We start from the raw sequence: 23,426 nt of genomic DNA on the forward strand, positions 1-23,426 counted from the left end.
CGATGTGCGTGCGCCCGTCTCGTCGACTTGGCCTGCGGGCCGGGCGGGGGCGGCGTGTGGGCCTGGGCTGGGTCTCGGCCTCCTGGCGGATGGCTCGGCAGTGGTGCAGGGGTGCGGTGGCGGCCGGCCCGGCCGGGCTGGGGCTGCGGCCCGGCCGGATCCGCTTCGGCGGGCTGTGCGCGGCAGGTGGTGGTCCTGCCTCGGCGGGGGCGGGTGCGGGGTCGGTGGGGTTCCCGCGGCGAGCTGTGAGCGGGAGTCCCTCGCCGGTGGCTGGGCGGTGGTGCTGTGCGGCGAGGCCCGGCGGGGGACCCCCCGGGGTGCGGCCCGGTAGGCGGCGGCTCGGCGGGATGCGGGTGGGCGGGGCCTCCCGGCGGCGGGTGCGGGCGGGCCGGTCTGGACGCCGCCCGGCGGCGGGCGCGGGCGGGCCGGTCTGGACGCCGGGCGGCGGGCGCGGGCGGGCCCGGCCCGGGCTGGGCGGCCGTCAGGCGGGGGCGGCCCGGCCCGGACGCTGGGCGGCCGTCAGGCGGGGGCGGGGGTGGCGGCGGGGGCGGGGGTTGGGGGTGGCTCGGGGGTGGTGGGGCGGCGGGTGGAGGCGGCGGCGGCCCAGAGGATCCAGACGGCGGCGGTCAGGGCACGGGCCCAGGCGGGGCCGACCGGGGTCCAGGGGATCATCAGGACGGCCTTGTCGAAGGCGTCGAGCAGGGTCAGCCCCGCCAGGAGCAGGGTGAGCCGCGCCAGCCAGGGGCGGTCGGCGCGCAGGGCGAGGCCGGCGCCCGTCCACCACAGGCCGAGCAGGAGCAGGGCCAGTGCCGGGACGGCGGTGGGGGTGAGCGGGCCGGTGGAGCCGGCCACGTCCAGGGCCAGCCCGGCCAGGCCGAGCAGCGAGGCCGCAGTGCCCAGGCGGGAGTGCCTCAGGCGGCGCCACCACAGCACCCCGCCGACCAGCAGCAGCACCACGGCCGCGGCCAGCGCGATCTGGGTCTCCACCCGGGCCGGGCCGCGCGCCCCGTACCAGTCGCAGCCGGCCGGGAGCCTGCGGGCCTGCACGTTGTAGTCGGCGCAGACGAGCAGCTGGGCGAGTTTCACCGGTTCGCCGATCAGCCGGGCCGAGCCGCCGGACACGTCACCCCGGCGCTCCCCGCACTCCGGGAGCGTGCCCGGGGTGGAGCCGTCGGGGCCGGGCTGCCAGCAGTTGCCGCGGCCCTGGCCGTCCCACCAGACGTCCATGCCGTTGGGGCGGACGGTGCCGGACTTGTCCCTGCCGAGCACGTTCGCGGCGTACCGGTTGTGGTGCGAGGTGTCGGTCTGCTTGGACCATGCCCGCTCGCCCCGGATGAAGGCGGGCACGGCCGAGAGGAAGAAACCGGCGCGTCGGTGCGCGTACACCCAGTTCTGCTCGTAGACGTTCCAGTTGCCGCCCGCGGTGATGATGCCGGTGCCCGGCGGCATGGATATCTGCGGGCAGACCACGCCCTGCTCGTAGCCGCGCTCGATCGGCGGTTTGGCGCAGGTGCCGTCCGCCACGTGGCGGTAGTAGTCCTGGTTGTTGTCGTGGATCAGGTTCCGCTCGAACTTGGCGTGGTTCTGCGGGAGTCCGGGGTGTCCGGGGAAGGCGCTGTCCATCGAGGCGCCGCCCATGTTCTGGTCGAACTCGTTGTCGTGCACCCACACCGAGTCCCCGGCGGTGCCGGAGTAGCCGACCATGTTGTGGTGGCTGCGGCAGCCGGTGATCTCGATCGAGTAGCGGGGGACGTCGTAGCCGCGGCCGTCGTTGATGTCGGAGGCGCTGCCGGGGTAGATGCCGGAGTCGCCGTTCCCGTACGACTCGCAGTCCTTGTACAGCCCGTGGTCGCTGGCGAAGGTCAGGAAGCCGTACTCGTCGTTCCAGCGGGTCAGGACGTCGTCGATGACGAACCCGTCGGCGGCGAGGACGTACAGGGAGTTGAAGGTGGTGCGCTGGGCGGTGAAGTTGCGGAAGTAGATGCCGTCGGACTTGTCGGCGCGGATGGCGTTCAGCTTCTGGTACTTCGCGTCGACGATCACGTCCAGCCGGGTGGCGCCGGTGCCCTCGATCTGCAGGTTCTTCTTGCCGAGGATGGCGACGAGGTTCTGGTTGTGCGGGCAGCGCGCCTGCTGCTCGTAGGACAGGATCTGGTAGCCGAGCGCGGAGGCGGGGGCCTTCAGGACGGCGCACTCCCCCGCCGGCTGCGGCAGTGACGGCTCCTCCTCGTACAGGCCGGGGAGGATCGCGATGTTCATGCCGGGCCGGTCGACGGCGTCGACGGCTTCCTGCAGGTGCCGGTAGCCGGTGTTCTCGCACCGCTCGTACAGGCTGAGGTTGCGCTGCCGCAGCGCTTCGGGGAACGCGGCGATCCGGCGTTCGAAGGCGGGCCGGTCGGATTTGCACACGATCAGGTCGGGCTCGGCCGCGCGGTACTGCGGCACGGATCCGGAGCCGTCTGGGAAGGTCACGGGGCGCTCCTCGTGCGCGCGGGCGGCGGGCGCGGCCGCGAGGAGGGCCAGGAAGGGCAGGAGGAGAGCCAGGAGGAGGGCGGGGACGGCGGTGAAGCGGGGCGTGGGACGGGGCGTGAGGCGAGGCGTGGGACGGGGCGTGAGGTGGGGGGTGCGGAGGGCAGCGGCGGGGGCGGTCCGGGGCGCCGCCGGCACGGCTGGGAACCTGCGGTTCCTCGGGGTCCACGACATGCGCGCGAGAGTAGAGCAATGTTCATGTTTTGTGAGCCCCCGCGACACGCCCAATCTCCGGCACCGTCCCCGCCCCGCGACGCAGAGCGCCATTGACGCACACGGGCGCGGAATCCTACTGTCAGCCATAGGATTCCTTCGACAGAGTGGAAGCAGCCATGAGCGAGCAGGCCAGGAAGACGGCCGAGGCCCTGGACTACCTCACCGGGTTCGGCAACGAGCACAGCTCGGAGGCCGTACCCGGCGCCCTCCCCGCAGGCCGCAACTCGCCCCAGCGCGCCCCCCTCGGCCTGTACGCGGAGCAGCTCAGCGGCAGCGCGTTCACCGAGCCGCGCAAGCACAACCGCCGCTCGTGGCTCTACCGGATCCGCCCCTCGGCCGCGCACCCGCCGTTCACCCGGATCGACAACGGCGCCCTGCGCACCGCCCCCTTCACCGACGCCCCGGCCGACCCCAACCGCCTGCGGTGGAACCCGACGCCCGACCCGGCCCCGGGCACCGACTTCCTCTCCGGCCTGTGGACGCTCGGCGGCAACGGCGACGCCACGCAGCGCTCCGGCATGGCGATCCACCTCTACTCCGCCAACGCCGACATGACGGACCGGGTGTTCAGCGACTCCGACGGCGAGCTGCTGATCGTCCCCGAGCGCGGCGGCCTGCTGCTGCGCACCGAGCTGGGCCTGCTCGCCGCGGAGCCGGGCGAGGTGGCCCTGATCCCGCGCGGCGTCCGCTTCCGCGTCGAGCTGCTCGACGACACCGCCCGCGGGTACGTCTGCGAGAACTACGGCCGCCCCTTCGAGCTGCCGGACCTCGGCCCGATCGGCGCCAACGGCCTGGCGGCCGCCCGGGACTTCCGGGCGCCGGTGGCGGCGTACGAGGACGAGGACCGCCCGACCGAGGTGGTCAACAAGTTCTGCGGCAACCTGTGGTCCGCGACGTACGACCACTCCCCGCTGGACGTGGTCGCCTGGTACGGCACGCACACCCCGTACGTCTACGACCTGCGCCGCTTCAACGTCCTGGGCTCCATCAGCTACGACCACCCGGACCCGTCGATCTTCACGGTGCTGACCTCGCCCTCCGACACCCCGGGCCTGGCGGGCGTGGACTTCGTGGTCTTCGCGCCGCGCTGGCTGGTCGGCGAGGACACCTTCCGCCCGCCGTACTTCCACCGCAACGTGATGAGCGAGTACATGGGCCTGATCGAGGGCGCCTACGACGCCAAGGCGGAGGGCTTCGTCCCCGGCGGCGGCTCCCTGCACAACATGATGTCGGCGCACGGCCCGGACCGGGAGACCTTCGACAAGGCCAGCGCCGCCGAGCTGAAGCCGCAGAAGATCGAGGACGGGCTGGCCTTCATGTTCGAGACCCGCTGGCCGATCGCCGTCACCGCCCAGGCGGCCGGCGCCGGCCACCTCCAGCCCGCGTACGACGATGTCTGGCAGGGGCTGGAGCGCCACTTCCGCGCCTAAAATGCCCCCGGACCCTCCCCCGGCGCCCGCCGCGGGGGGAGGGACCGGACACCCCGACGCCCCGTCCGTACGGAGACCGACCGTGACCGCCTTCGCTCCCGATTCTCTGGTGCTCAACCGGAAGCTGCCGCTCTGGTACCAGGTGTCACAGTCGCTGCGCGCCTCGATACTGGGCCGCACCCCGGACGCCTCGCTGCGCCTGCCCACCGAGGAGCAGCTCGCCGAGCACTACGGGGTGAGCGTGCTGACGATGCGCCAGGCGCTGAAGGAGCTGGAGGGCGAGGGGCTGATCAGCCGGCACCGGCGGCGCGGCACCTTCATCGAACCGGGTGCGCGGCGCGGGGCCCCGGTGCGGCTGCTGGGCTCGGTCGACGCGATCGTGGCGCAGCAGTCGGGCGACCGTACGACGGTGCTCGGCCGGGAGCGGACCCCGGTGTCCGGGGAGCTGCTGGAGCACTTCCCGGACACGGCGGAGGTGGTCACGTACCGGCGGCTGCGGCACGACGGCGAGAGCGGCGAGCCGACGAACTGGGCGGAGAACGCCGTCCGCGCCGAGATCGCGGCCGCGGTGGACCTGGAGGACCTGGCGCGCTGGCCGATGACCAAGGTGCTGCGCGATGTCGTCGGGGTGCGGATCAGCCGGATCACGGACACCGTGGAGGCGCGGCTCGCCGATCCGGAGACGGCCGAGCTGCTCCAAGTGCCGCTGCTGAGCCCGATCCTGCACTACACGGGCGTGACCTACGACGAGGAGGGCCGGGTCGTGGACGTGGCGCGGATCCGCTACCGGGGCGACCGGTTCTCGTTCACGGTGACCGTCGAGGCCCACTGACCCGAACACGGTCCCCGGGCACCCGCAGCGGCCGGTACACGGCCAGCAAGACGGGGCACGGCCCGGCACGGCCCGGTACGGCCGAGTAAGGCCCGGTACGGTCCGGTACGGCCCGGACCGGAGCACTACTTCTCGTCGTCGTCCGCGGTGCGCTCGCCCTCCGCCTGTGACGGGGTGGTGCGCATCGTGTCCGGGTGGTGGTGGGCCGCGTACTCCTTCTCGTCCATGTCCTCGTCGAGCCGCTCGCCCTCGGCCTGCGACGGAGTCGAGTATTCGTCGTACTGACTCATGACCACTCCCCGCATCCGTACATTCCGCATGTTTCCGTACATAAGGAGCGTAACGCTTAGGCCCGGGCACAGCTGCGCGGGCCGCCCGGCCCCTGCGGCGCCTCGCTACCATCTGCCGGGTGAGCGACGACGTACCGCTGCTGGACGATCTGATGCCCTGGGCCGTGAGCAGCCTGCGCCTGGGCCGCACCTGGGTCGCCGCCCCCGATCCGACAGCCCTGCGGACCCGCTGGTCGGCCCTGGTCGGGGCCGAAGGCGCCGAGCGGGAGCGGCTGTTCCGCCCGAGCCGGCTCCGGTCGACCACGACCGGGGCTGCCGCCCTGCCCGGCCAGCGCTCCGCCTCCACCGCCGGCTTCGCCGACGCGCCCGGCCCCTGCCCGGATCCGGTCCGGGTGCTGTACACGCCCTTCGACGAGCAGTGGCTGCTGCCCGACCAGCGACTCATCGACGCCTCCCGGCCGCAGCTGTGGCGGGTCCTGGACGAGCACCAGCTCTTCACCGTCGAAACCCCGACGGGCAACACGACGAACGACACGGCCGGCAACCCGGCGAACGGCGCGGGCGCGGGCGGTCTGCTCGTGACCCGGCATCTCCCGGCGGGCCGCCTGGGCGGGATCCGCCCGCTGTACCGCCGCCCCGGCGGCACCGAGCCGAACCTCGCGCCGGGCCTGCTGCCCCTGCTGGCCGAGCGGTACGGCGGCCCGGTCACGGCGCAGGACGTGCTGTGCTGGATCCTCGCGGCGGGCCGGCCGGGCCCGCGCGGCCACGAGGTACCGCTCACCGCCGACCCGGAGCGCTGGCGCGCCGGGCTGGATCTCGGCCGGCGGCTGCTCGCGGTCCGGCTGCGCGGGGTGGACGGCGGGGAGCCGCCCCGGCTGCCGGGCGGGCGGCGGCCGTACGTGCGCTCGGCGATCCAGGGCTGGCCCGAGGGGATCGACTGGGATCCGCAGTCCGGGACGCTGAGCCTCGGGTCCGGGACCGTGTCCCCGGTGCCGCGGACCGCCTGGGAGTACGAGGCGCCGGGCGCGCCCGCCGGGACCGGGGGCGCGGGGGCGGGCACGCGGGTGCTCCGGGCCTGGTTCGACGCCCGCTGCGCGCACCGGGACCCCGCCGCCGAGGGGCTGGAGGCGCTCGGCCCGACCGAGTGGCCGCAGGCCTGGACCTCGGAGCTGCTGGCCCTGGTGACCACCCTGGCTCTGCTGGCGGATCTGGCACCGGAGCGGGAGGCGTTCACGCCGGGGCCGTTGCTGGCCCGCGCCGGTCTGACGGCGGCGGGCGTGCTGCCGGCGCCGCACTGGTCGCGGCGGCCGGCGTCCGTACTGGACCACCAGGAGGAGGGCCCGGGCGGGCAGTTCGCCCTGCTCTGACCCGGGCCCGGGACCCGGGGGCTGCCCCCGGGACCGGGGCCGGCCCCGGGGATCCCGGGGCCGCCCGCCCTCAGGCGGTCTCCCAGCCCCCCAGCAGCCGGGTCATCGAGCGGTCGAACACCGCGCCCATGTCCGCGGCCGCCTCCGCCACCGGATACGCGTCCGCCAGCGCGGCCCCCAGCAGCGGGTACCGGCCGGTCGCGAGCGCCGTGCCGAGCCAGGCCGCGCGGACCGCGGCCTCCTCGGCCTCGCTCCAGGGCAGCGCGCGGGCCCGCTCGGCCATGGCGAGCTCCCCCGCCACGAACGTCGCCACCGAGCCGTTGACCGCGGCGATGAGCTCCAGCTTCTCCGCGCCCGGCAGGTGCAGCGGGGCCAGACAGGCGAAGCTGTGCTCCAGGTAGCGCAGGGCGTTCGGGCTGAACCCGTAGACCGGGGTCAGCAGCCGGGGGAGCCACGGGTGGCGGTGCATCAGCTGCCGGGTCTGGCGGGCCAGCGCCAGCAGGTCGGCCCGCCAGTCGCCGGTCGGGGCGGTCAGCTCGTACTCCCCGCTCACGGCGTCGACCATCAGCTCGTACAGGTCTTCCTTGCGGGGCACGTAGTTGTACAGGGACATCGTCCCCGCGCCGATGCCCGCGGCGACGCGCCGCATGGAGACGGCGTCGATCCCCTCCGCGTCGGCGATCCGCACCGCCTCGGCCGCGATCGACTCGCGGGTGTGGGCGGGCCGGGGTCCGCGGCCGGCGCGCTGCGGGCGGGTCCAGATCACTTCGGGTTCAGCGGGGCGCCCGCTGGGTGTCATCGGTCATCACCTCGCCACCATCGTAGTTACGTACATCGTACGTAGTGGCGTGGGGTGCCGTGCCCACCGGTCGTCCGGCCGGACGTCCCGCCGGTACGGGGGTGACAGGACCCGCCCTCACCCGGTAGGCATCGACTCATGGAACAGTCGCCCGAACCCCTGCCGCTGGACGGCATCACGGTCGTCGCCGTCGAGCAGGCCGTCTCCGCGCCCTTCGCCACCCGCCAGCTCGCCGACCTCGGCGCCCGGGTGATCAAGGTGGAGCGCCCCGACGGCGGCGACTTCGCGCGCGCGTACGACACGGCCGCGCACGGCCTCGCCTCGCACTTCGTGTGGGCCAACCGCGGCAAGGAGTCGATCGCGCTGGACCTGAAGGATCCGCGCGGCCTGGAGGTCCTGCACGACCTGCTCGACGGGGCCGACGTGTTCGTGCAGAACCTCGCGCAGGGTGCGGCGGCCCGGCTGGGGCTGGACTCGGCGGCGCTGTGCGCGCGGTACCCGCGGCTGGTCGCGGTGGACGTCTCCGGGTACGGCGCCGAGGGCCCGTACGCCCACAAGCGCGCCTACGACATGCTCGTGCAGTGCGAGGCGGGCCTGGTCTCGGTGACGGGCACGCCGGAGCAGCCCGTCAAGGCGGGCGTCCCGGCCGCGGACATCGCGGCGGCCATGTACGCCTTCTCGGGGGTCCTCGCGGCGCTGGTGCGGCGCGGGGTCACCGGGCGCGGGGGCCGGGTGGAGGTGTCGATGCTCGACGCGCTCGCCGAGTGGATGGGGCATCCGCTGCACCACACGATGCACGGCGGGCGGCAGCCGGCGCGGGCGGGGCTGGCGCATGCGGTGATCGCCCCGTACGACGCCTATCCGACGGCGGACGGCGACCGGGTGCTGCTGTCGGTGCAGAACGACCGGGAGTGGCGCCGGCTCGCCGAGCAGGTGCTCCGGCGGCCCGGGTTGGCGGACGATCCGGCGTACGCGACGAACGCGGCGCGGACCCGCGGACGGGAGAAGACCGATGCCGTGGTGGCGGAGGCGCTGGCCCTGCTGGACGCCGACGAGGCGATCGGGCGGCTGGAGGCGGCGGGCATCGCCTGCGCCCGGCTGAACTCGGTGGAACAGCTCGCGGGGCACCCGCAGCTGGCGGCCCGGGACCGCTGGCGGGAGGTGGGTTCACCGGTGGGCCTGCTGCGGGCGCTGCTGCCGCCGATCGGGCTCCCGGGAGGCACGGCACCGCGCATGGGCGCGGTGCCCGCACTCGGCGAACACACCGAGGCCCTGCTGCGCGCCCTGGGGATGTCGGGCGCGCAGATCACGACGCTGCGCCGGGATGGAGTGATTGCGTAGGGCCGGGGCGAAACTTCTCGGGGTCGGGGACGGTTCTTACGAGCGGCGGCTACCGAAGAGCGAGCGGCGCAGGCGGCGGAGCGGCGCGAAGAGCGAGACGCGCGCGCTACGGCTGCGCAGCCGGTGCGTGTGGTCGCGAGCGGTGAGCTCGCGCATCAGCGAGGTGGCCTCGGCGACTTCCCGGTGGGGGACGGCGGGTCCGCCCAGCACGGCGAGGTGGCGGTCGAGGCGCGAGCTGGTCGCGCTGCTGCCGCAGGTGATGGCAGGCACGCGGGGCGGCCTGCTGCGCATTGCTATCTGTTCCATCTTTCTCTCCCCACCCGTACGAAGGCACCCGGCCCGGGCAGGTTAACCCTATCGCCCCCGGGATGCGCTCGGGTATCCCGGTGGTGTGAATTACCCCTGTGTGTCGGGGAGTTGACGATTACTCAGCGGAGTCGACAGTCACTCTCCGCAAGGTGAGGGTGTTTCAGGGAGGCCTGAGGTGATTCCCGCCTGCACAACGAGGGCCAGTCGGCCCGCACTGCGGTAACGTGGAGTGACCACCCGATGACGCATCGCCGCGGCTCCGACGCAGGGGGTGTGTGGATGCATTGGACGCACAGGGGGCGCGCGTGACCGACAACCGGGGTGGGACGGATGGGCCTAGCGCGGACGACGGGCCGGGCACGGGCGCCGGGCCGGGCGCGGCCGCCGACCGGGTCGTCGCGGGCCGGTACCGGCTGCTCGGCCCGTTGGGCCGCGGCGGCATGGGCGTCGTGTGGCGGGCCCGGGACGAGGTCCTGGCCCGCGAGGTGGCCGTCAAGGAGGTACGGGCCCCGGCGGAGCTGGACGGGGCCGAGGTCGGGCGGCTGTACCGGCGGCTCGAACGGGAGGCCTGGGCGGCGGCCCGGGTCTCGCACCGCGGGGTCGTCACCGTCTACGACGTGGTCACCGAGGAGGGCCGCCCGTGGATCGTGATGGAGCTGGTCCGGGGGCTCTCGCTGGCCGAGGTGCTGGAGGTGGAGGGGCCGCTGACCCCGCAACGCACCGCGCACCTCGGGGAGCAGGTACTGGCCGCGCTGCGGGCCGCGCACGGGGCGGGCGTGCTGCACCGGGACGTCAAACCCGCCAACGTGCTGCTGGCGAACGACGGGCGGGTGGTGTTGAGCGACTTCGGAATCGCCCGCCTGGAGGGCTCCACGGCGATCACGAGGACGGGCGAGGTGGTGGGCTCTCCCGAATTCCTCGCCCCCGAGCGGGCGATGGGGCGCGAGCCGGGACCCGCCTCGGACCTGTGGTCGCTGGGGGTGATGCTGTACGCCGCCGTCGAGGGGGTCTCGCCGTTCCGCCAGGCCACCCCGCTGACCACGCTGCGGGCCGTGGTGGACGGGGAGCTGCCGCCGCCGCGCCGGGCCGGGCCGCTGGCGCCCGTACTGGAGGGGCTGCTGCGCAAGGACCCGGAGGAGCGGCTGCCGGCGGCGGAGGCCACCCGGATGCTGCGGATCGTCGGGGCGGGCGGGTCCGTACGGGACCCGGGCGGGCCACGGTCCGGACCGGACTCCCCCGCGGCGACGGCACACAACGGCGCGGGTGCACGGACAGGGGCTGCGGCGGGGGCCGCGGCTGGGGCTGCGGCTGCGGCTGCGGCTCCCGGGGCGGCGGCCCGGGCGACACCGGCAACGCCGGTGACCGTGCCGGCTCCTCCGTTCCCGGATCCCGGCCCGGGGTCCGGCTCCGGGCAGCGACCGGGGCGGGCCGGGGTGGTGCTGGTCGCCGGGATCGTGGTGCTGCTGCTGGCGGTGGCGGCCCTGGGCTGGCTGCTGCTGCGGGAGCGCTCGGCCGGGGAGGGCGGATCGGGCGGCGGGCCGGCCGCCGCGGGCGGTGCGACCTCGTCGGCGTCGGCGGGCTCCTCCGGTACGGCGGACGCCGCGGCTCCCGGTCCCGCCTCCGCCTCGGCCTCCGCGTCCGCGCCTGCGTCCGCATCCGCTTCCTCCTCCGCCTCCGCTTCGGCGCCGCCGTCGGCCGCGCCCTCGCCGCGGGTCGCGGTCTCCGTGCACGCCGTGCGCGGGGAGTACCGCGGGACATGCCCGCCCGACGCCTCGCGGGCGCCCTCCTTCACGGCCGCCGTCGAGGTGGAACCCCGGCCGGCCGTGCTGGAGTACCGGTGGGTGACGCGGAGCGGAAACCCCTCCGGCCCCGGCTGGCGGTCCCTCGCGTACACCGCGGACGGGCCGGCGAGCCGGCAGCTGGAGCACACCGCGCTCGGGTACCGCGCGGACGGGACCCTGACCGACGCGGTCCGTCTGGAGGTGCAGGGGCCCGTACCCGTGGTCTCGGAATGGGTGGAGTTCTCCGTGACCTGCGAGGAGGGGGCCCCGACGAGCGGGGCCCCCTCCCCCGGTGCGAGCGGGTCGCCGGCCCCGGCGGCGTCGCCGGAGCCGGAGCCGGAGCCCGCGGCCTGAGGCCTGCCCCGGGGATCAGGCCTTGCTGCGGAAGACGGGCAGGTAGCCGCCGGACTGTCCGGCCGCGGTCGGGTGGTACGACTCGCCGATGTTGAGCCAGTTGACGCTGTGCAGCCACGCGTCGCCGGAGCAGATCTCGTGGCCGGTGAAGGCGCTCACGACCGAGGCGAAAGTGAAGCCGTGGGCGGTGGCGCGCTTGCCGATCGCGGTGTTCAGGTGGTCCGCCGCGCCGTTGATGGCGGAGCGCTCGCCCTCGGTGAGGCCGGTCACGCAGGTGCCGTTCAGCTGGTAGAAGCGGGGATAGCCGAGGACGACGACGCGGGCGGAGGGCGCCCGCCCGCGGATGGCGTTGTAGACCTGGTCGAGCTGGCCGGGCAGGGTGGAGTCGACGTACGCCTTGGCCTGGTTGATGCGGTTGACGCAGGTGGACTCGGACTGGAGCACACAGGTCGTCATGACGTCGGCGAAGCCGGCGTCGTTGCCGCCGATGGTGATGCTGACCAGGTCGGTGCCGGAGTTCAGCGGGCCGAGCTGGCCGGAGAGGACGTCGCCCGTACGGGCGCCGGAGCAGGCGGTGAACGCGAAGGTCTGCGGGGAGTTGGCGGCGGCCCACAGGGCCGGGTACGCGCGGTTGGTGCGCTTGCAGGCACCGCTGGAGCTGTCGTAGTTGCCGGCGCCGACGCCGGAGGAGTACGAGTCGCCGAGGGCGACGTAGCCGAAGTCGGCCGCGGCGGAAGCCTGGCCGGCGCCGAACAGGGCGGCGCCCGCGGCGAGTAACAGGGAGGAGGTCCAGGCGGCAAGGCGTGGCAGGCGTCCCGAAGGCATGGTGCGGCTCCTCGTGGGGGTGTGGGGGGTACTCAGGAGTCGGGGTTACTCCTGAGTCCGTGGTACAAGGAGCCCGGGGTGGCTGGAAGTGTCCATGCCAAGGAGATGTGGCGCAGAGTTGCGCCCCGAATCTTCACCACCTCCGCGTTTGGCGGAGGAAGGCACGCACCCGTTCCGGCGAAACACGGGTGCACAGGGGCAGTTCGTGCCGGATCATGGGCGCCATGCCAGCCAACCCGCATGATGCGCTGCCGATCCGGCTCAACGTCGACGACAGCGATTCGCCCTCGGACGTCGTGGACGCGCTGTTCCTCGGCCGGTTCGCGTCCGGCGAGCAGCCGTTCTCGCGCAGCGTCACCATCGAGCGGGTGAAGGCGGATGCGACCCTGCTGCCGGCCGCGGCCACCGTGCTGCGCTCGGCGCGCGACTCCGACCGCAGCGCCGTCCTGGCGGAGGGCGAGGGCTGGACGGTGCTCGTGTCCCGCTGGAGCCGGGGCGCGGACGTGACGGTGACGGCGGTCAGCGACGAACTCGCCGCCGGGGTGCTCGGCCAGGCCACCGAGGGGGCGCAGGACGAGCCCGAACCGCAGCCGGAGAACGTCACCATGGGGTTCTGGTACGTCTCCCCGCGCCGGGGCCCGTACCGCACGACCCGCCAGATCAGCGCGGGGACCTGGGCGGAGGTGCGGCCCCATTACACCGCGCCGGTGGCCTCGGCGATGGACCGCCTGATGAAGGTCACCCCGGACGACATCGCCGGGCGGCTCCTGCTGCTGCACGGGCCGCCGGGAACGGGGAAGACCTCGGCGCTGCGGACCCTCGCCCGGTCGTGGCGGGACTGGTGCCAGGTGGACTGCGTCCTGGACCCGGAGCGGCTGTTCAACGACGTCGGCTACCTGATGGACATCGCGATCGGCGAGGACGAGGGCACGGCGAAGGGCCGGTGGCGGCTGCTCCTGCTGGAGGACTGCGACGAGCTGATCCGCGGCGAGGCCCGGCACACGGCCGGCCAGGCCCTGTCCCGGCTGCTGAACCTGACGGACGGCCTGCTCGGCCAGGGCCGCAACGTGCTGGTCGGGGTGACCACGAACGAGGACCTGGAGCGGCTGCACCCGGCGGTGGTCCGCCCGGGCCGCTGCCTGGCCCGCATCGAGGTCGGCAAGCTGACGCACCGCGAGGCCGTGGAGTGGCTGGGCACCGACGAGGGCGTCTCCCGCGAGGGAGCCACCCTGGCCGAGCTGTTCGCCCTGCGCCGGGGCACCGGCCCGGCGGCCGTACTGCCGCCGCAGGGCCACGGCGCGGACGCCGGCCTGTACCTCTGAGGCTGCCGGCGGGCCGCTGCCGGGGGTCGCCGCGGCCCCGCGGCGCGTGCGGCGGCGTACGGCGGTATGCGGCGGCGTGCGACTGTGCGGCGGTGTCTCCCGTCCGCGGGGCCGCGGGGCCGCGAGAATGGGCGCGGACCCGCGTCCCGGGCGGGCCGGAGTCGGCCCCGAGTCGCCCCGGATCCGGCCGGTGCCCCGGGGGCAGCCCGAACCACCGGATCAGGAGAGCCGACCGTGCCCGACGCGCCGCAGGAAAACCCGTACCCCGACTCCCACGTCATCGGCGACGGCCCCCAACCGCACCCGCAACTGCAGCCGGTCCTCACCCTGCTGGGCCGCTGGCAGGGCGGCGGGAGCGGCGAGTACCCGACGCTGGAGCAGGGCTTCCGGTACCGGCAGGAGATCGCCTTCAGCCACGACGGCCGGCCCTTCCTGCGCTACGAGTCACGCGCCTGGATCGTCGACGAGGCGGGCTCGCCGCTGCGGCCGTCGGGGCGCGAGAGCGGCTGGTGGCGGGTGCTGCCCGACGCCTCCCTGGAGGTGGTCCTGGCCCACCCCACCGGCATCGTGGAGACCTACCTCGGCCGCATCACCGGCGGCGGCACCGGAACGGGCGCCGCGCCGGGCGCCGAGCTGGTGGTCGAGCTCGCCACGGACGCGGTGGCGTGCACCCCCCGGGCCAAGGAGGTCACCGGCATGCGGCGCCGGTACGTGCTGCGCGACGGCGAGTTGTCGGTCGAGCAGGACATGGCGGCGATGGGCCTCCCGCTGGAGCACCACCTCAGCGCCCGGCTCCGCCCCCACCAGCCCTGAGCCCCCGCCCTGCTCCGAACGGCCGTGACGAAGCGGCTGTGGTCCGGCGGCGCCCCGAAGGGGCACGGGGAACTGCGCGACCGGCCACGACCGGCCTGCGGACGATCGCCGGCCCGTCACAGCACCTCCCGCGGAGCGCTCAGGCGCCGTACCGTGCGCGCAGGGCGTCCAATGCCGTCGCCGTCGCCTCGTCGAAGGTGAGGCCCAGACGCTGCGCCCGCTCCGCGAAGGCCTGCGCCGCGGCGGCCGCCTCCCGCGCGGCGGAGTCGCCGGCGGCGGCGACGAACGTCCCGTGCCGACCCCGCGTCTCGATCACCCCGTCCGCCTCCAGCACCCGGTACGCCTTCGCCACCGTGTTCGCCGCGAGCCCGAGCTCCTCCGCGAAGCCGCGCACCGTCGGCAGCTTGAATCCCGTCGGCAGCCGTCCCGCCCTCGCCGCCTCGGCGATCTGCGCGCGCAGTTGCTCGTACGGGGCGGCCGCGCCGGCCGATCCGTCGATCCGGATGTTCAGGTTCGTCGAGGTCACCTGGTTGATTCTCCCCCATCCCGCGGGAAATTCGGAGGCGTCCGCCCCCGCCCCGCGCCTACCGTCGGCCCCATGACCGTATCCATCCGCGACCTCCGTCCCGACGATCCGTCGGACGTGGAGGCCGTCGTCCGCGTGCGCCGCGCGACGCTGCCGTTCATGATCTCCACCGCCGACGGCGTGGCCTTCGAACTGGCCGGCGCCCACCCCGAGGAACACCACCGCGTCCTGGTCGCCGAGGACGGCGACGGCCTCGTCATCGGGACCGCCGAGGTCGGCATCGCCCACGACGGTGCCGAGCCGGGCCGGTCCTTCGCCAACGTCCACGTCGACCCCGGCCACCGCGGTCGCGGCGCGGGCACCGCGCTGCTGCGCACGGCCGAGGAGCACGTCTCGGCCCTGGGCGCGGTGAAGGTGTTCTCCTGGGTGCCCGACGAGGCCCCCTCGCGGGCCTACGCCGAGCGACGCGGCTACCGTCCGAGCCGTTCCGCGCATTTCCTGCGCCTGGACCTGACCACCGCCGAGCTGCCGCCGTACCCGCAGGAGCTCCCGCCCGGCGTGGAGCTGCGCCCCGGCTCCGCCTTCGCCGGCGACCCGCACCCGCTGTTCGAGGCGGACGCGGCGGTGACCGCGGACGAGCCGGGCGACGTGCCGGTCGTCCTGGACGACTACGAGAACTGGGTGCGCACCGTCTGGCAGGATCCGCAGCTCGACCACGGGCTGACCTCGGTCGTGCTCGTCGACGGGGCCGTGGCCGCGTTCACCGCGGCCCGGACCGACGGCGAGACCCGCTACGCCTCGGCGATGACCGGCACCCTCGCCGGCTTCCGCGGCCGCGGCCTGGCCAAGCTCGCCAAGACGGACTCCCTGCACCGGGCGCGCGCGCCAGGCTACCGCGTGGCCTTCACCGGCAACGACGCGCAGAACGGGCCGATGCTCGCCGTCAACCGGTGGTTCGGGTACGAGGTCGGCGCGAGCGAGGTCCGCTTCGTGAGGGAACTCCGTGGGTGAGCGCGGGGCGGTGACGGTGGCCCTCTCCAAGGCAGGCCGGACCAAGATCCGATACCCGGCGGGCGTGGTGGCCGACACCGGCGACCGGATCACCGTACGGGCCCCGTGGGCGGCGGACGGCGTACGGGACTTCGGGTTCGTGCGCTTCGAGCCGGGCGACGTGTTCACCGAACACTTCTGGCGGACGCGCTGGTACGCGGTGAAGGAGGTGCGGACCGGCGAGGGGGTCCTCAAGGGCTGGTACTGCGACATCACCCGCCCGGCCGTGGTGGAGGACGGCGAGATCCGGGTGGCCGACCTCGACCTCGACCTGTGGGTGTCGGCGGACGGCTCCTCGGTGCTGCGGCTGGACGAGGACGAGTTCGCGGCGAGCGGTCTCGCGGCCACCGACCCGGCGGCGGCCGCGGAGGCGGTCCGCGCCCTCGACGCCCTGGAACAGCAGGCCCACGCGCCCGCGGGCCTGACCGCCCTCCTCGCCTGACGGGAACGGCTTTCCTCAGGGGCCGCTTACCGGTGGCTTAAACGAACCCTAAGGATCTCCGGGAGGGGGTCGGGGCAGGCGGAACGGGGCGTCGGGGCCGCTAGCTTGGCGGGGCCGGGGAGGACCGGCAGGCGGTGCCGAGCCCACGGGGGGCGGCACCGCACCGCCCGGCTCCCGGCACGTTCGTGCGCGTCCGTGCGCGTCCGTGCGCGTTCATGCGCGTCCGCCGCCCCGGGACACCCCCGTGGGCTCCGCCGCCCGCTCCGAGGAGAGTCACCCATGCCCGCACGCCCCCGGACCCTGACCCTGGCCCTGGCCCGTGTCGCCGCGACCGGCTTCGCCCCGCTCGCGGTGGCCGTGTCCGCAGCCGTGCCCGCGACCGCCCACGGATCCATGACGGACCCGGTCAGCCGGGTCGCGGCCTGCTACGCGGAGGGCCCAGAGTCCCCGAAGTCGGCGGCCTGCAAGGCGGCCGTGGCCTCCAGCGGTACGCAGGCCTTCTACGACTGGAACGCGGTGAACATCGCCAACGCGGCGGGTCACCACCGGTCGCTGATCCCGGGCGGCCAGCTGTGCTCCGCCGGCAACGACAAGTATCGGGGCCTGGACCTGCCGCGCGCCGACTGGCCGGCGAGCCCGATGTCGGCGGGCCCGCACACCTTCCGCTACAAGGGGACCGCGCCGCACCGGGGCACCTTCGAGCTGTACGTCACGAAGGACGGCTACGACCCGTCGAAGCCGCTGACCTGGTCGGACCTGGAGCCGGCCCCGTTCGCGAAGGCCACCGACCCGGGCATGAAGGGCGGCGACTACGTGTTCTCCGGCACGGTCCCGAACAAGTCCGGCCGGCACCTCGTCTACAGCATCTGGCAGCGCTCGGACAGCCCGGAGGCCTTCTACACCTGCTCGGACGTGGTGTTCGGCAAGGACGACGGCGGCGGCAAGGGCGGAAACGGCGGCAGCGGCGGCACCGTCCCGAGTGCCCGGCCCAGCGACGAGCCCAGCGGCAAGCCGGGCGCCAAGCCGGACACCCGCCCCTCCGAGGCGCCCGCCCCCGAGGCCCCGACGGACCGCCAGATCGCCGACGGGCAGGACAAGTCCTCGGTGGAACACAACGGGCACGGCGACGACGACCCGAAGACCAACGGCGTCACCGCCCTCGGCGCGGCCGCGACGGACACGCCCCCGGGCGGCGGCACCGACCTGGCACAGACCGGCGGCAGCAGCGCCACCCCGGCGATCGCGATCGCCGGAGCGGGCGTGCTGGCCGTCGGCTCGGCCGTGCTGTTCGCGGTGGCCCGCCGCCGGGCGACTGCCGGCCGCGGCTAACGGGGTCGCGGTCAGTCGAAGACCGAGGCGCAGGTGGTCCGTTCGGCGTTCGCGGGGTCGAGGGCGTTGAGCGCCTCGTGCCAGGCGATGCGGGAGGTGAGCCCGATGGCGACGTGCTCGGAGAGGTCCAGCGGGCACAGGTCCTGCAGGACGACGTTGCGCACGTTGTCCCCGGTGCCCTGGAGGAAGCCGCTGCGGTAGGGCGTGACCACCTCGTCGTACTTCGTCGCGATCACCGTGTACTGGACGCCGGGCACGGTGTCCCCACCCGCGTTCAGCTTGGCGAGGAAGGGGGATCCGGCGATCTGGTCGGCGAGGCCGGGGGTCTTGGAGCTGATCAGTTCCTCGGCGCCGGGGAAGTACGGGAGCAGTGCGGTGAGGCCGGCCAGGGTCGTGCCGTGGTTGTCGGGCGCCAGTCCGACCAGCGCGTTGACCTTGGCGGCCCCGCCGAGGAACTTGAGGTAGTAGTTGGGCATCATGCCGCCCTGGGAGTGGCCGACGATGTCGACCTCGACGGCGCCGCTGGAGGCGAGCACCCGGTCGACGAAGACGGAGAGCTGTCCGGCGGACTTGTCGACGGGGCCCAGCCCGTGGAAGAAGGGGACGCCGGGCAGCTGGCCGTAGTCGAGCGAGTAGACGCAGTACCCGCGGTGGACGAGGTACGGGGCGAATCCGAGCCAGTTGTCGACGGAGTTGCCGAGGGTGCCGTGCACGAGGACCACCGGCCGGGGGTGGGCGGCGGACGGCTTGCAGGACCAGTTGTTCCAGCCGCTGCTCGGTGCGGAGGCGGCCTGTGCCGTGCCGGTGGGGGCGGCGAGGGCGGCGGCGGTGAGGACGAGGACGGCCAGCGGGCGGAGCAGGCGTCGCAGCCAGGGCAGCATCGAGTGATCTCCTTGCGGCTCAAGGGGAAAGGACGTGGGGGCTCAGCCCGTGATCCGGATCACAAGGCGTGCTGCTGACGCCAAATTACGGTCGAGTAGCAAAACTGGGAAGTTACGCGTCAGTAAAAAATCTGCGCCGCGCCCCGGCCGCGGCTACGCCGCCCTGCGGAAGGTGGCGGCCGGGCGGACCGTTCCGGGGCCGAAACGGGCGTTCGCGCGGTCGACGGCCGCCTCCACCGTCAACCGCGCCTCGCGGACGGGGTCCAGCGACAGCTGTCGGGACACCCGCTCGGAATCCGTCAGGTCCTCGGCGCGCAGCACCATGCCGGTCAGCCGGGCCCGTTGCAGTCCGGCCGCGTCCAGCAGGCGGTACGCCGCCGCCCGCAGGTCCTCGTCGTGCGCGGACGCCTCCGGGAGCCGGCGGGCCTTCTCCCAGTGGCCGCCGCCGGCGAACTGGAGGGTCAGCGACAGGGCCCGGGCGGCCTGGCGGCGGCCGCGCAGCACCGCCCCCAGCCGGACCACCAGGCCGAGGAGCACGGCCCGGGCGTGCGGGCCGTCGAGCTCGTGCCGGGTGAATCCGCTCCGGACGGCGGCCGATGCGGGCAGGTCCTTCGGGGTGACGGGGCGCGGGTCGATCCCGCGGGCGCGCTCCGCGGCCAGCCGGCCGGCCCGCCGGCCCAGGATCCGTTCGACGGTGCCCGGGGAGACGGACGCCACCGCGCCGACGGTATGCAGTCCGTACCCGCGCAGCGCCTCGGCCTGCCGGGGGCCGATGCCGTACAGCTCCTCCACCGGCAGCGGTCCCAGGAAGCCGTCCACGCCGTCCTCCGGCACGGCCAGGACGCCGCCGGGCGCGGGCACCCGCGCGGAGGCCGTGGCCGCCACCGCCCAGGTGGCGGCGACCCCGATCCGTACGTCCGTGCCCAGCCGGGCCACGGCGCGCAGCCGCACCAGCTCGGCGATCCGGCGGGCGTCCGCGCCGAAGTAGCGCCGGGCCCCGCGTACGTGGACCAGCGCCGCCCGGGGCGGCAGGGCCTGGACCGTCGGGGAGAACTCCCTCAGCAGCTCCAGGACTTCGCGGTACCCCTCCTCGGACACCGCCGGGGCGCACCGTACGTGCAGGACGCCGTTCTCCCGGGCCGTCATCCCGCGCTCCCCGGGCTGGAGTGCCACAGCTTGCGGCCGGTCGCGGCGCGGTCGCCGGCGGGCTGGAGATCGGCCCACGGGTTCATCTCGTAGCCGGTGGGCAGGTGGATGCGGCGCCCGGAGTCGGCGGACGCCGAACCGGACGGTCCGGCGCCGGACCCGTGTCCGGGCCCGTGTCCGGATCCGTGTCCGGTCCCGTGTCCGGCCTCCCGCCCGGATCCGGCCGTGCCCGGCGGTGGCTCCGCCAGCCGGGCCGCGACCGCGGCCGGGCCGCCGGAGCGGCGCAGTTCCACCAGCTCGGCCAGGTTCCAGGCGGCCGCGCCGACCACGCTCAGGCTCTGCGGCCCGCGCCGCTGCACGACGCCCCTGACCAGCAGCAGGAACGAGTGGAAGACGGTGTGCGCGCAGGCCTCGTGGCTGTCGTCGAAGAAGGCCAGGTCGACCAGGCCCGTCCCGTCGTCCAGGGTCGTGAAGATGACCCGCCTCCCGGACCGGATCGGCGGGGTCTGGGTGGCCGCCTTGGCCCCCGCGACCAGCACGGTTCGGCCGTGCTCGACCTCGCGCAGCCGGCGGGCCGGTACCACGCCCAGCTCCGCCAGGAAGGCGTGGTGGTCACCCATCAGGTGCCGGGAGGCGTCCATGCCGAGGACGCCCAGCTCCGCGCTGAGCCGCTCCTCGTCGGTCAGGTCGGGCAGGCCGACCGGGGCCGTCGACCGCCCGCCCTCCAGTGGGAGCTGGGCGCCGCCGCGGGCTCCGGCAGGCCGCTGCGCGCCGTGCAGTTCGGCCAAGTGCAGCAGCAGGTCGCGGCGGTTGGCGCCGAAGGAGTCCAACGCGCCGACCTGGGCGAGTCGTTGGGCGACCGGATGGCCGGGATGGGCCCGGTCCCAGAAGTCGCGCAGGGATCCGTACGGCTGCCCCTCCTCGATGCGCAGCGCCTCGGCCCCGCTGATGCCGTGGACGTCGGACAGGGCCAGCCGGAGCCCCCACACCGCAGGCTCGCCGGGCACCGCAGGCCCGTCGGACACCGGTTCGACGCGGTGGGCCACCGCCGACCGGTTCACGTCCAGCGGCAGCACCGGCACGCCGCGCCGCCGCGCGTCCGCGAGCAGCAGCCGCTTCGGGTACATCCCGGGGTCGTGGGTGAGCAGCCCGGCGTAGAACGCCGCCGGGTGGTGCGCCTTCAGCCAGGCCGACTGGTACGTGGGCACGGCGAAGGCCACCGCGTGCGCCTTGCAGAAGCCGTAGCTGCCGAACGCCTCCACGATCTCCCAGGTCCGGCCGATCACCTCCGCCGAGTAGCCCCGTTCGGTGGCCAGCGCCGCGAACCACGCCTTGATCCGCGGCTGCGACTCGGGGTCGGAGAGTCCGCGGCGGACCCGGTCCGCCTCGTCCCGCCCGCAGCCGGTCAGGACGTGCACGATCTCGATGATCTGCTCGTGGAAGACCACCACCCCGTACGTCTCCTCCAGCGCCGGCGCCAGGTCCGGGTGCGGGAAGCGGACGGGGGCCCGGCCGTGCCGGGCCTCGATGAACGGCCGCACCATGTCGGCGGCCACCGGGCCGGGCCGGAACAGCGAGATGTCGACGACCAGGTCGTGGAAGGTGGCCGGCTGGAGCCGCCCCACCAGGTCGCGCTGGCCCGGCGACTCGATCTGGAAGCAGCCCAGCGTCTCGGCCGAGCGGATGAGCTCGTACGTCGCCCGGTCGCCCGGCGGCACCTGCGCGGGGTCGTCCAGGTCGAGCTCCTCGCCGGTGGTGCGCCGGATCTCCGCGACCGCGTGCGCCATCGCGGACTGCATCCGCACGCCCAGCACGTCGAGTTTGAGCAGGCCGAGCTCCTCCACGTCGTCCTTGTCGAACTGGGACATGGGGAAGCCCTCGCCGCTGGTGGGCACCACGGGGGTGCGGGCGAGCAGGGAGGCGTCGGAGAGCAGCACCCCGCACGGGTGCATGGCGATCCCGCGCGGCAGCGCGTCCAGCGCCTCGACGAGCTCCCAGAGCCGCCCGTGCTCCTCCTCGCGCACGCCGCGCAGCTCGGGCAGTTCGGCGAGGGCCGCGCGGGCATCGCGGGCCCGGACGTGCGGGAAGGCCTTGGCGAGCCGGTCGACGGTGGCTGGGTCCATGGACAGGGCGGCGCCGACGTCGCGGACGGCGTGCCGGACGCGGTAGGTCTCGGGCATGGAGACGGTGGCGACGCGCTCGGTGCCGAACCGGTCGATGATCCTGCGGTAGACCTCCAGCCGGCGGGCGGACTCCACGTCGATGTCGATGTCGGGCAGGACGTGGCGGCGCTTGGACAGGAAGCGCTCCATCAGCAGGCCCTGTGCGACGGGGTCGGCGTGGGCGATGCCGAGCAGGTGGTTGACGAGGGAGCCGGCGCCGGAGCCGCGGGCGGCCACGCGGATGCCCATCTCCCGTACGTCGTCCACGACCCGGGCGACCGTCAGGAAGTACGAGGCGTAGCCGTGGTAGGCGATGATGTCGAGCTCGTGGTGCATCCGCTCCCAGTAGGCGGGGTCGTCGGCGTAGCCGCGCAGCACCATGCCGGCGGAGGCCCGGGAGGCGAGGACCCGCTGGGCGGTGCGGTGGGCGGCGCCGACGAGGTGGGCCTCGGGGAAGTGCACGGAGCCGATGCCGAGGTCGTCCTCGGGGTCCACCGCACAGGCCTCGGCGGTGCGCCGGGTCTCCGCGAGCAGCCGGCGCGCGTCGCCCGGGCCGAGGCCGGCGGCCCGGGCGATCCGGTCGGCGGCCTCGGCCATGGCGGTCGGGGGCTTGAGCCAGCGCTCCCCGCTGTCGAGGGGGCCGCGGGGGTCGACGGGGACCAGGCGGCGGGCCGCGTCGAGGACGTCGGCGACCGGGCCCTGGCCGGGATCGGCGTAGCGGACGGCGTTGGTCAGCACGGCCGGGACGCCCTGCTCGGCGGCGAAGCCGACGGTGCGGGCGGCCAACCTCAGCGAGCCGGGGCCGGTCCCGGTGCGGCCGTGGTGGACGGCCTCCAGACGCAGGGAGTCCCCGAAGACCTCCCGCCAGGGCGCGAGCAGCCGCGCGGCCCGGTCGGGCCGGCCGGCGGCCAGGGCCCGCCCCACCTCGGAGCCGGGGCCGAGCAGGACGTACACGCCCGTGCCGTGCAAGGCGTCCCAGGGCAGGACGGGCGGGCCGCTCGGGATGCCGGGGGCGCCGGGGAAGCCGGGGCCTTCCGGGGCTCCCGTGGCGTCGGCGGCCTGCCCGGCGTGGGCGGCGGTGACCATACGGCACAGCTCGGCCCAGCCGGCGGCTCCGTCCCGGGCGAGGAAGACGGCCCGGGGCGCGGACTCGTCCACGAAGGCCCCGCCCCTGACCGGGGTCCGCCGCCGGTACGACGCCTCCGCGCCGGAAGCGCCGGAAGCGCCGGAGCTGCCGAAGCCGCCGGAGCCGCCGGAGCCCCGCGGGCCCGCCCCGCCCCCCCCCCGCGCCCCCCCCCCGCCCCCCGCGGGGGCCCCCCCCCCCGGGGGGGGGGCGCGCGCCGCGGCCCCCCCCCCCCCCCCCCCCGCGCCCCCCCGCCCCCCCCCCGCCGCCCCCCCGACACGGCCAGGTCGGTCCCGAACAGCGGCCGGATCCCGGCCTTCGCACAGGCCTTCGCGAACCGCACCGCACCAGCGAGGGTGTCCCGGTCGGTCAGGGCGAGGGCGTCCATGCCCCGCTCGGCGGCACGCTCCGCCAGCCGTTCGGGGTGCGAGCCTCCGTAGCGCATGGAGAACCCCGAAACGGTGTGCAGATGCGTAAAACCGGGCACCCGCAGCCTCCTGCTTCGTTCGTCGGACACCTCCCCCGTCTCCACCATAAGGCAATTCGAATATTCGTGCGA

General features: G+C 75.0%; 19 protein-coding genes. 10 read left to right on the top strand and 9 right to left on the bottom strand.

Translation table 11 applies throughout. The features are described from left to right. Positions 1-519: 519 nt before the first annotated feature. Complete coding sequence (locus ACFVGY_RS20955) at positions 520-2,703, bottom strand: right-handed parallel beta-helix repeat-containing protein (protein WP_385679495.1); 2,184 nt, start codon at positions 2,701-2,703, stop codon at positions 520-522. Between the two features lie 158 nt (positions 2,704-2,861). On the opposite strand from ACFVGY_RS20955, the gene hmgA reads away from it, so the two are divergent. Both hmgA and ACFVGY_RS20965 read left to right on the top strand, forming a co-directional pair. Next, the gene (gene hmgA, locus ACFVGY_RS20960; RefSeq protein WP_385679497.1) at positions 2,862-4,175 is read left to right on the top strand and encodes a homogentisate 1,2-dioxygenase; all 1,314 of its coding nucleotides are present in this window, start codon (positions 2,862-2,864) and stop codon (positions 4,173-4,175) included. Between the two features lie 82 nt (positions 4,176-4,257). Further along, positions 4,258-5,007 (top strand): GntR family transcriptional regulator, encoded by a 750-nt coding sequence (locus tag ACFVGY_RS20965; protein WP_385679499.1) that lies wholly within the window; start codon positions 4,258-4,260, stop codon positions 5,005-5,007. A gap of 125 nt (positions 5,008-5,132) precedes the next feature. Here the strand turns inward: ACFVGY_RS20965 and ACFVGY_RS20970 are convergent, their stop codons facing one another. Continuing rightward, positions 5,133-5,297 (bottom strand): hypothetical protein, encoded by a 165-nt coding sequence (locus ACFVGY_RS20970; protein WP_385679501.1) that lies wholly within the window; start codon positions 5,295-5,297, stop codon positions 5,133-5,135. A 119-nt stretch (positions 5,298-5,416) separates the two neighbouring features. On the opposite strand from ACFVGY_RS20970, the gene ACFVGY_RS20975 reads away from it, so the two are divergent. Next, positions 5,417-6,664: a type ISP restriction/modification enzyme gene (locus ACFVGY_RS20975; protein ID WP_385679503.1), complete on the top strand. Its 1,248-nt coding sequence runs from the start codon at positions 5,417-5,419 to the stop codon at positions 6,662-6,664. A 70-nt stretch (positions 6,665-6,734) separates the two neighbouring features. Here ACFVGY_RS20975 and ACFVGY_RS20980 read toward each other — a convergent pair whose 3' ends face one another. Continuing rightward, positions 6,735-7,463: a TetR/AcrR family transcriptional regulator gene (locus ACFVGY_RS20980; RefSeq protein ID WP_385679505.1), complete on the bottom strand. Its 729-nt coding sequence runs from the start codon at positions 7,461-7,463 to the stop codon at positions 6,735-6,737. 138 nt (positions 7,464-7,601) lie between these two features. Here ACFVGY_RS20980 and ACFVGY_RS20985 point away from each other — a divergent pair, with 138 nt between their 5' ends. Then, the gene (locus ACFVGY_RS20985) at positions 7,602-8,804 is read left to right on the top strand and encodes a CaiB/BaiF CoA transferase family protein (protein ID WP_385679507.1); all 1,203 of its coding nucleotides are present in this window, start codon (positions 7,602-7,604) and stop codon (positions 8,802-8,804) included. 36 nt (positions 8,805-8,840) lie between these two features. Here the strand turns inward: ACFVGY_RS20985 and ACFVGY_RS20990 are convergent, their stop codons facing one another. Beyond that, a complete protein-coding gene (locus ACFVGY_RS20990; protein WP_385679509.1) occupies positions 8,841-9,110 on the bottom strand; it encodes a hypothetical protein in 270 nt (89 codons plus the stop codon). A 443-nt stretch (positions 9,111-9,553) separates the two neighbouring features. On the opposite strand from ACFVGY_RS20990, the gene ACFVGY_RS20995 reads away from it, so the two are divergent. Then, positions 9,554-11,248, top strand: coding sequence for a serine/threonine-protein kinase (locus tag ACFVGY_RS20995; RefSeq protein WP_385679571.1), 1,695 nt, complete (start codon positions 9,554-9,556; stop codon positions 11,246-11,248). Positions 11,249-11,263: 15 nt separating this feature from the next. Here the strand turns inward: ACFVGY_RS20995 and ACFVGY_RS21000 are convergent, their stop codons facing one another. Further along, positions 11,264-12,073, bottom strand: a complete 810-nt coding sequence (locus ACFVGY_RS21000; RefSeq protein WP_385679511.1) for an SGNH/GDSL hydrolase family protein — start codon at positions 12,071-12,073, stop codon at positions 11,264-11,266. A gap of 224 nt (positions 12,074-12,297) precedes the next feature. On the opposite strand from ACFVGY_RS21000, the gene ACFVGY_RS21005 reads away from it, so the two are divergent. Together ACFVGY_RS21005 and ACFVGY_RS21010 are read left to right on the top strand one after the other, a co-directional pair. Then, a complete protein-coding gene (locus tag ACFVGY_RS21005; protein WP_385679513.1) occupies positions 12,298-13,395 on the top strand; it encodes a DUF5925 domain-containing protein in 1,098 nt (365 codons plus the stop codon). 234 nt (positions 13,396-13,629) lie between these two features. After that, positions 13,630-14,208 carry an FABP family protein gene (locus tag ACFVGY_RS21010; protein WP_385679515.1) on the top strand — a complete coding sequence of 193 codons (579 nt, stop codon included), beginning with the start codon at positions 13,630-13,632 and terminating at the stop codon, positions 14,206-14,208. Between the two features lie 139 nt (positions 14,209-14,347). On the opposite strand, the gene ACFVGY_RS21015 is transcribed toward ACFVGY_RS21010, so the two are convergent. Continuing rightward, positions 14,348-14,734 (bottom strand): GntR family transcriptional regulator, encoded by a 387-nt coding sequence (locus tag ACFVGY_RS21015; RefSeq protein ID WP_385679517.1) that lies wholly within the window; start codon positions 14,732-14,734, stop codon positions 14,348-14,350. A 72-nt stretch (positions 14,735-14,806) separates the two neighbouring features. Between ACFVGY_RS21015 and ACFVGY_RS21020 the strand changes: the two genes are divergently transcribed. The 3 genes from ACFVGY_RS21020 (at position 14,807) to ACFVGY_RS21030 (ending at position 17,555) form a co-directional block, all read left to right on the top strand. Continuing rightward, positions 14,807-15,745 (top strand): GNAT family N-acetyltransferase, encoded by a 939-nt coding sequence (locus tag ACFVGY_RS21020; protein WP_385679519.1) that lies wholly within the window; start codon positions 14,807-14,809, stop codon positions 15,743-15,745. Continuing rightward, positions 15,738-16,226, top strand: a complete 489-nt coding sequence (locus ACFVGY_RS21025) for a DUF402 domain-containing protein (protein WP_385679521.1) — start codon at positions 15,738-15,740, stop codon at positions 16,224-16,226. The genes ACFVGY_RS21020 and ACFVGY_RS21025 overlap by 8 nt, the downstream gene beginning before the upstream one ends. A 279-nt stretch (positions 16,227-16,505) precedes the next feature. Continuing rightward, positions 16,506-17,555, top strand: coding sequence for a lytic polysaccharide monooxygenase (locus ACFVGY_RS21030; protein WP_385679523.1), 1,050 nt, complete (start codon positions 16,506-16,508; stop codon positions 17,553-17,555). 11 nt (positions 17,556-17,566) lie between these two features. On the opposite strand, the gene ACFVGY_RS21035 is transcribed toward ACFVGY_RS21030, so the two are convergent. From ACFVGY_RS21035 to ACFVGY_RS21045, 3 genes are all read right to left on the bottom strand, one after another. Then, the gene (locus tag ACFVGY_RS21035; protein ID WP_385679525.1) at positions 17,567-18,436 is read right to left on the bottom strand and encodes an esterase/lipase family protein; all 870 of its coding nucleotides are present in this window, start codon (positions 18,434-18,436) and stop codon (positions 17,567-17,569) included. A gap of 153 nt (positions 18,437-18,589) precedes the next feature. Continuing rightward, the gene (locus tag ACFVGY_RS21040) at positions 18,590-19,582 is read right to left on the bottom strand and encodes a hypothetical protein (protein ID WP_385679527.1); all 993 of its coding nucleotides are present in this window, start codon (positions 19,580-19,582) and stop codon (positions 18,590-18,592) included. Further along, positions 19,579-23,409, bottom strand: coding sequence for a DNA polymerase III subunit alpha (locus ACFVGY_RS21045; RefSeq protein ID WP_385679529.1), 3,831 nt, complete (start codon positions 23,407-23,409; stop codon positions 19,579-19,581). Before ACFVGY_RS21045 ends, ACFVGY_RS21040 begins: the two co-directional genes overlap by 4 nt. Between the last annotated feature and the right edge of the window lie 17 nt (positions 23,410-23,426).

It is taken from the genome of Streptomyces sp. NPDC127106 (genome assembly GCF_042677605.1).
In the GTDB taxonomy this organism is placed as follows: Bacteria; Actinomycetota; Actinomycetes; order Streptomycetales; family Streptomycetaceae; genus Streptomyces.

Bases quoted from the DNA above. Each gene is read 5' to 3' on its own strand.
- ACFVGY_RS20955 (WP_385679495.1), bottom strand. From the start codon at position 2,703: ATGTCGTGGACCCCGAGGAACCGCAGGTTCCCAGCCGTGCCGGCGGCG.
- hmgA (WP_385679497.1), top strand. From the start codon at position 2,862: ATGAGCGAGCAGGCCAGGAAGACGGCCGAGGCCCTGGACTACCTCACC.
- ACFVGY_RS20970 (WP_385679501.1), bottom strand. From the start codon at position 5,297: ATGAGTCAGTACGACGAATACTCGACTCCGTCGCAGGCCGAGGGCGAG.
- ACFVGY_RS20980 (WP_385679505.1), bottom strand. From the start codon at position 7,463: ATGACACCCAGCGGGCGCCCCGCTGAACCCGAAGTGATCTGGACCCGC.
- ACFVGY_RS20985 (WP_385679507.1), top strand. From the start codon at position 7,602: ATGGAACAGTCGCCCGAACCCCTGCCGCTGGACGGCATCACGGTCGTC.
- ACFVGY_RS20990 (WP_385679509.1), bottom strand. From the start codon at position 9,110: ATGGAACAGATAGCAATGCGCAGCAGGCCGCCCCGCGTGCCTGCCATC.
- ACFVGY_RS20995 (WP_385679571.1), top strand. From the start codon at position 9,554: ATGGGCGTCGTGTGGCGGGCCCGGGACGAGGTCCTGGCCCGCGAGGTG.
- ACFVGY_RS21000 (WP_385679511.1), bottom strand. From the start codon at position 12,073: ATGCCTTCGGGACGCCTGCCACGCCTTGCCGCCTGGACCTCCTCCCTG.
- ACFVGY_RS21005 (WP_385679513.1), top strand. From the start codon at position 12,298: ATGCCAGCCAACCCGCATGATGCGCTGCCGATCCGGCTCAACGTCGAC.
- ACFVGY_RS21020 (WP_385679519.1), top strand. From the start codon at position 14,807: ATGACCGTATCCATCCGCGACCTCCGTCCCGACGATCCGTCGGACGTG.
- ACFVGY_RS21030 (WP_385679523.1), top strand. From the start codon at position 16,506: ATGCCCGCACGCCCCCGGACCCTGACCCTGGCCCTGGCCCGTGTCGCC.
- ACFVGY_RS21035 (WP_385679525.1), bottom strand. From the start codon at position 18,436: ATGCTGCCCTGGCTGCGACGCCTGCTCCGCCCGCTGGCCGTCCTCGTC.
- ACFVGY_RS21040 (WP_385679527.1), bottom strand. From the start codon at position 19,582: ATGACGGCCCGGGAGAACGGCGTCCTGCACGTACGGTGCGCCCCGGCG.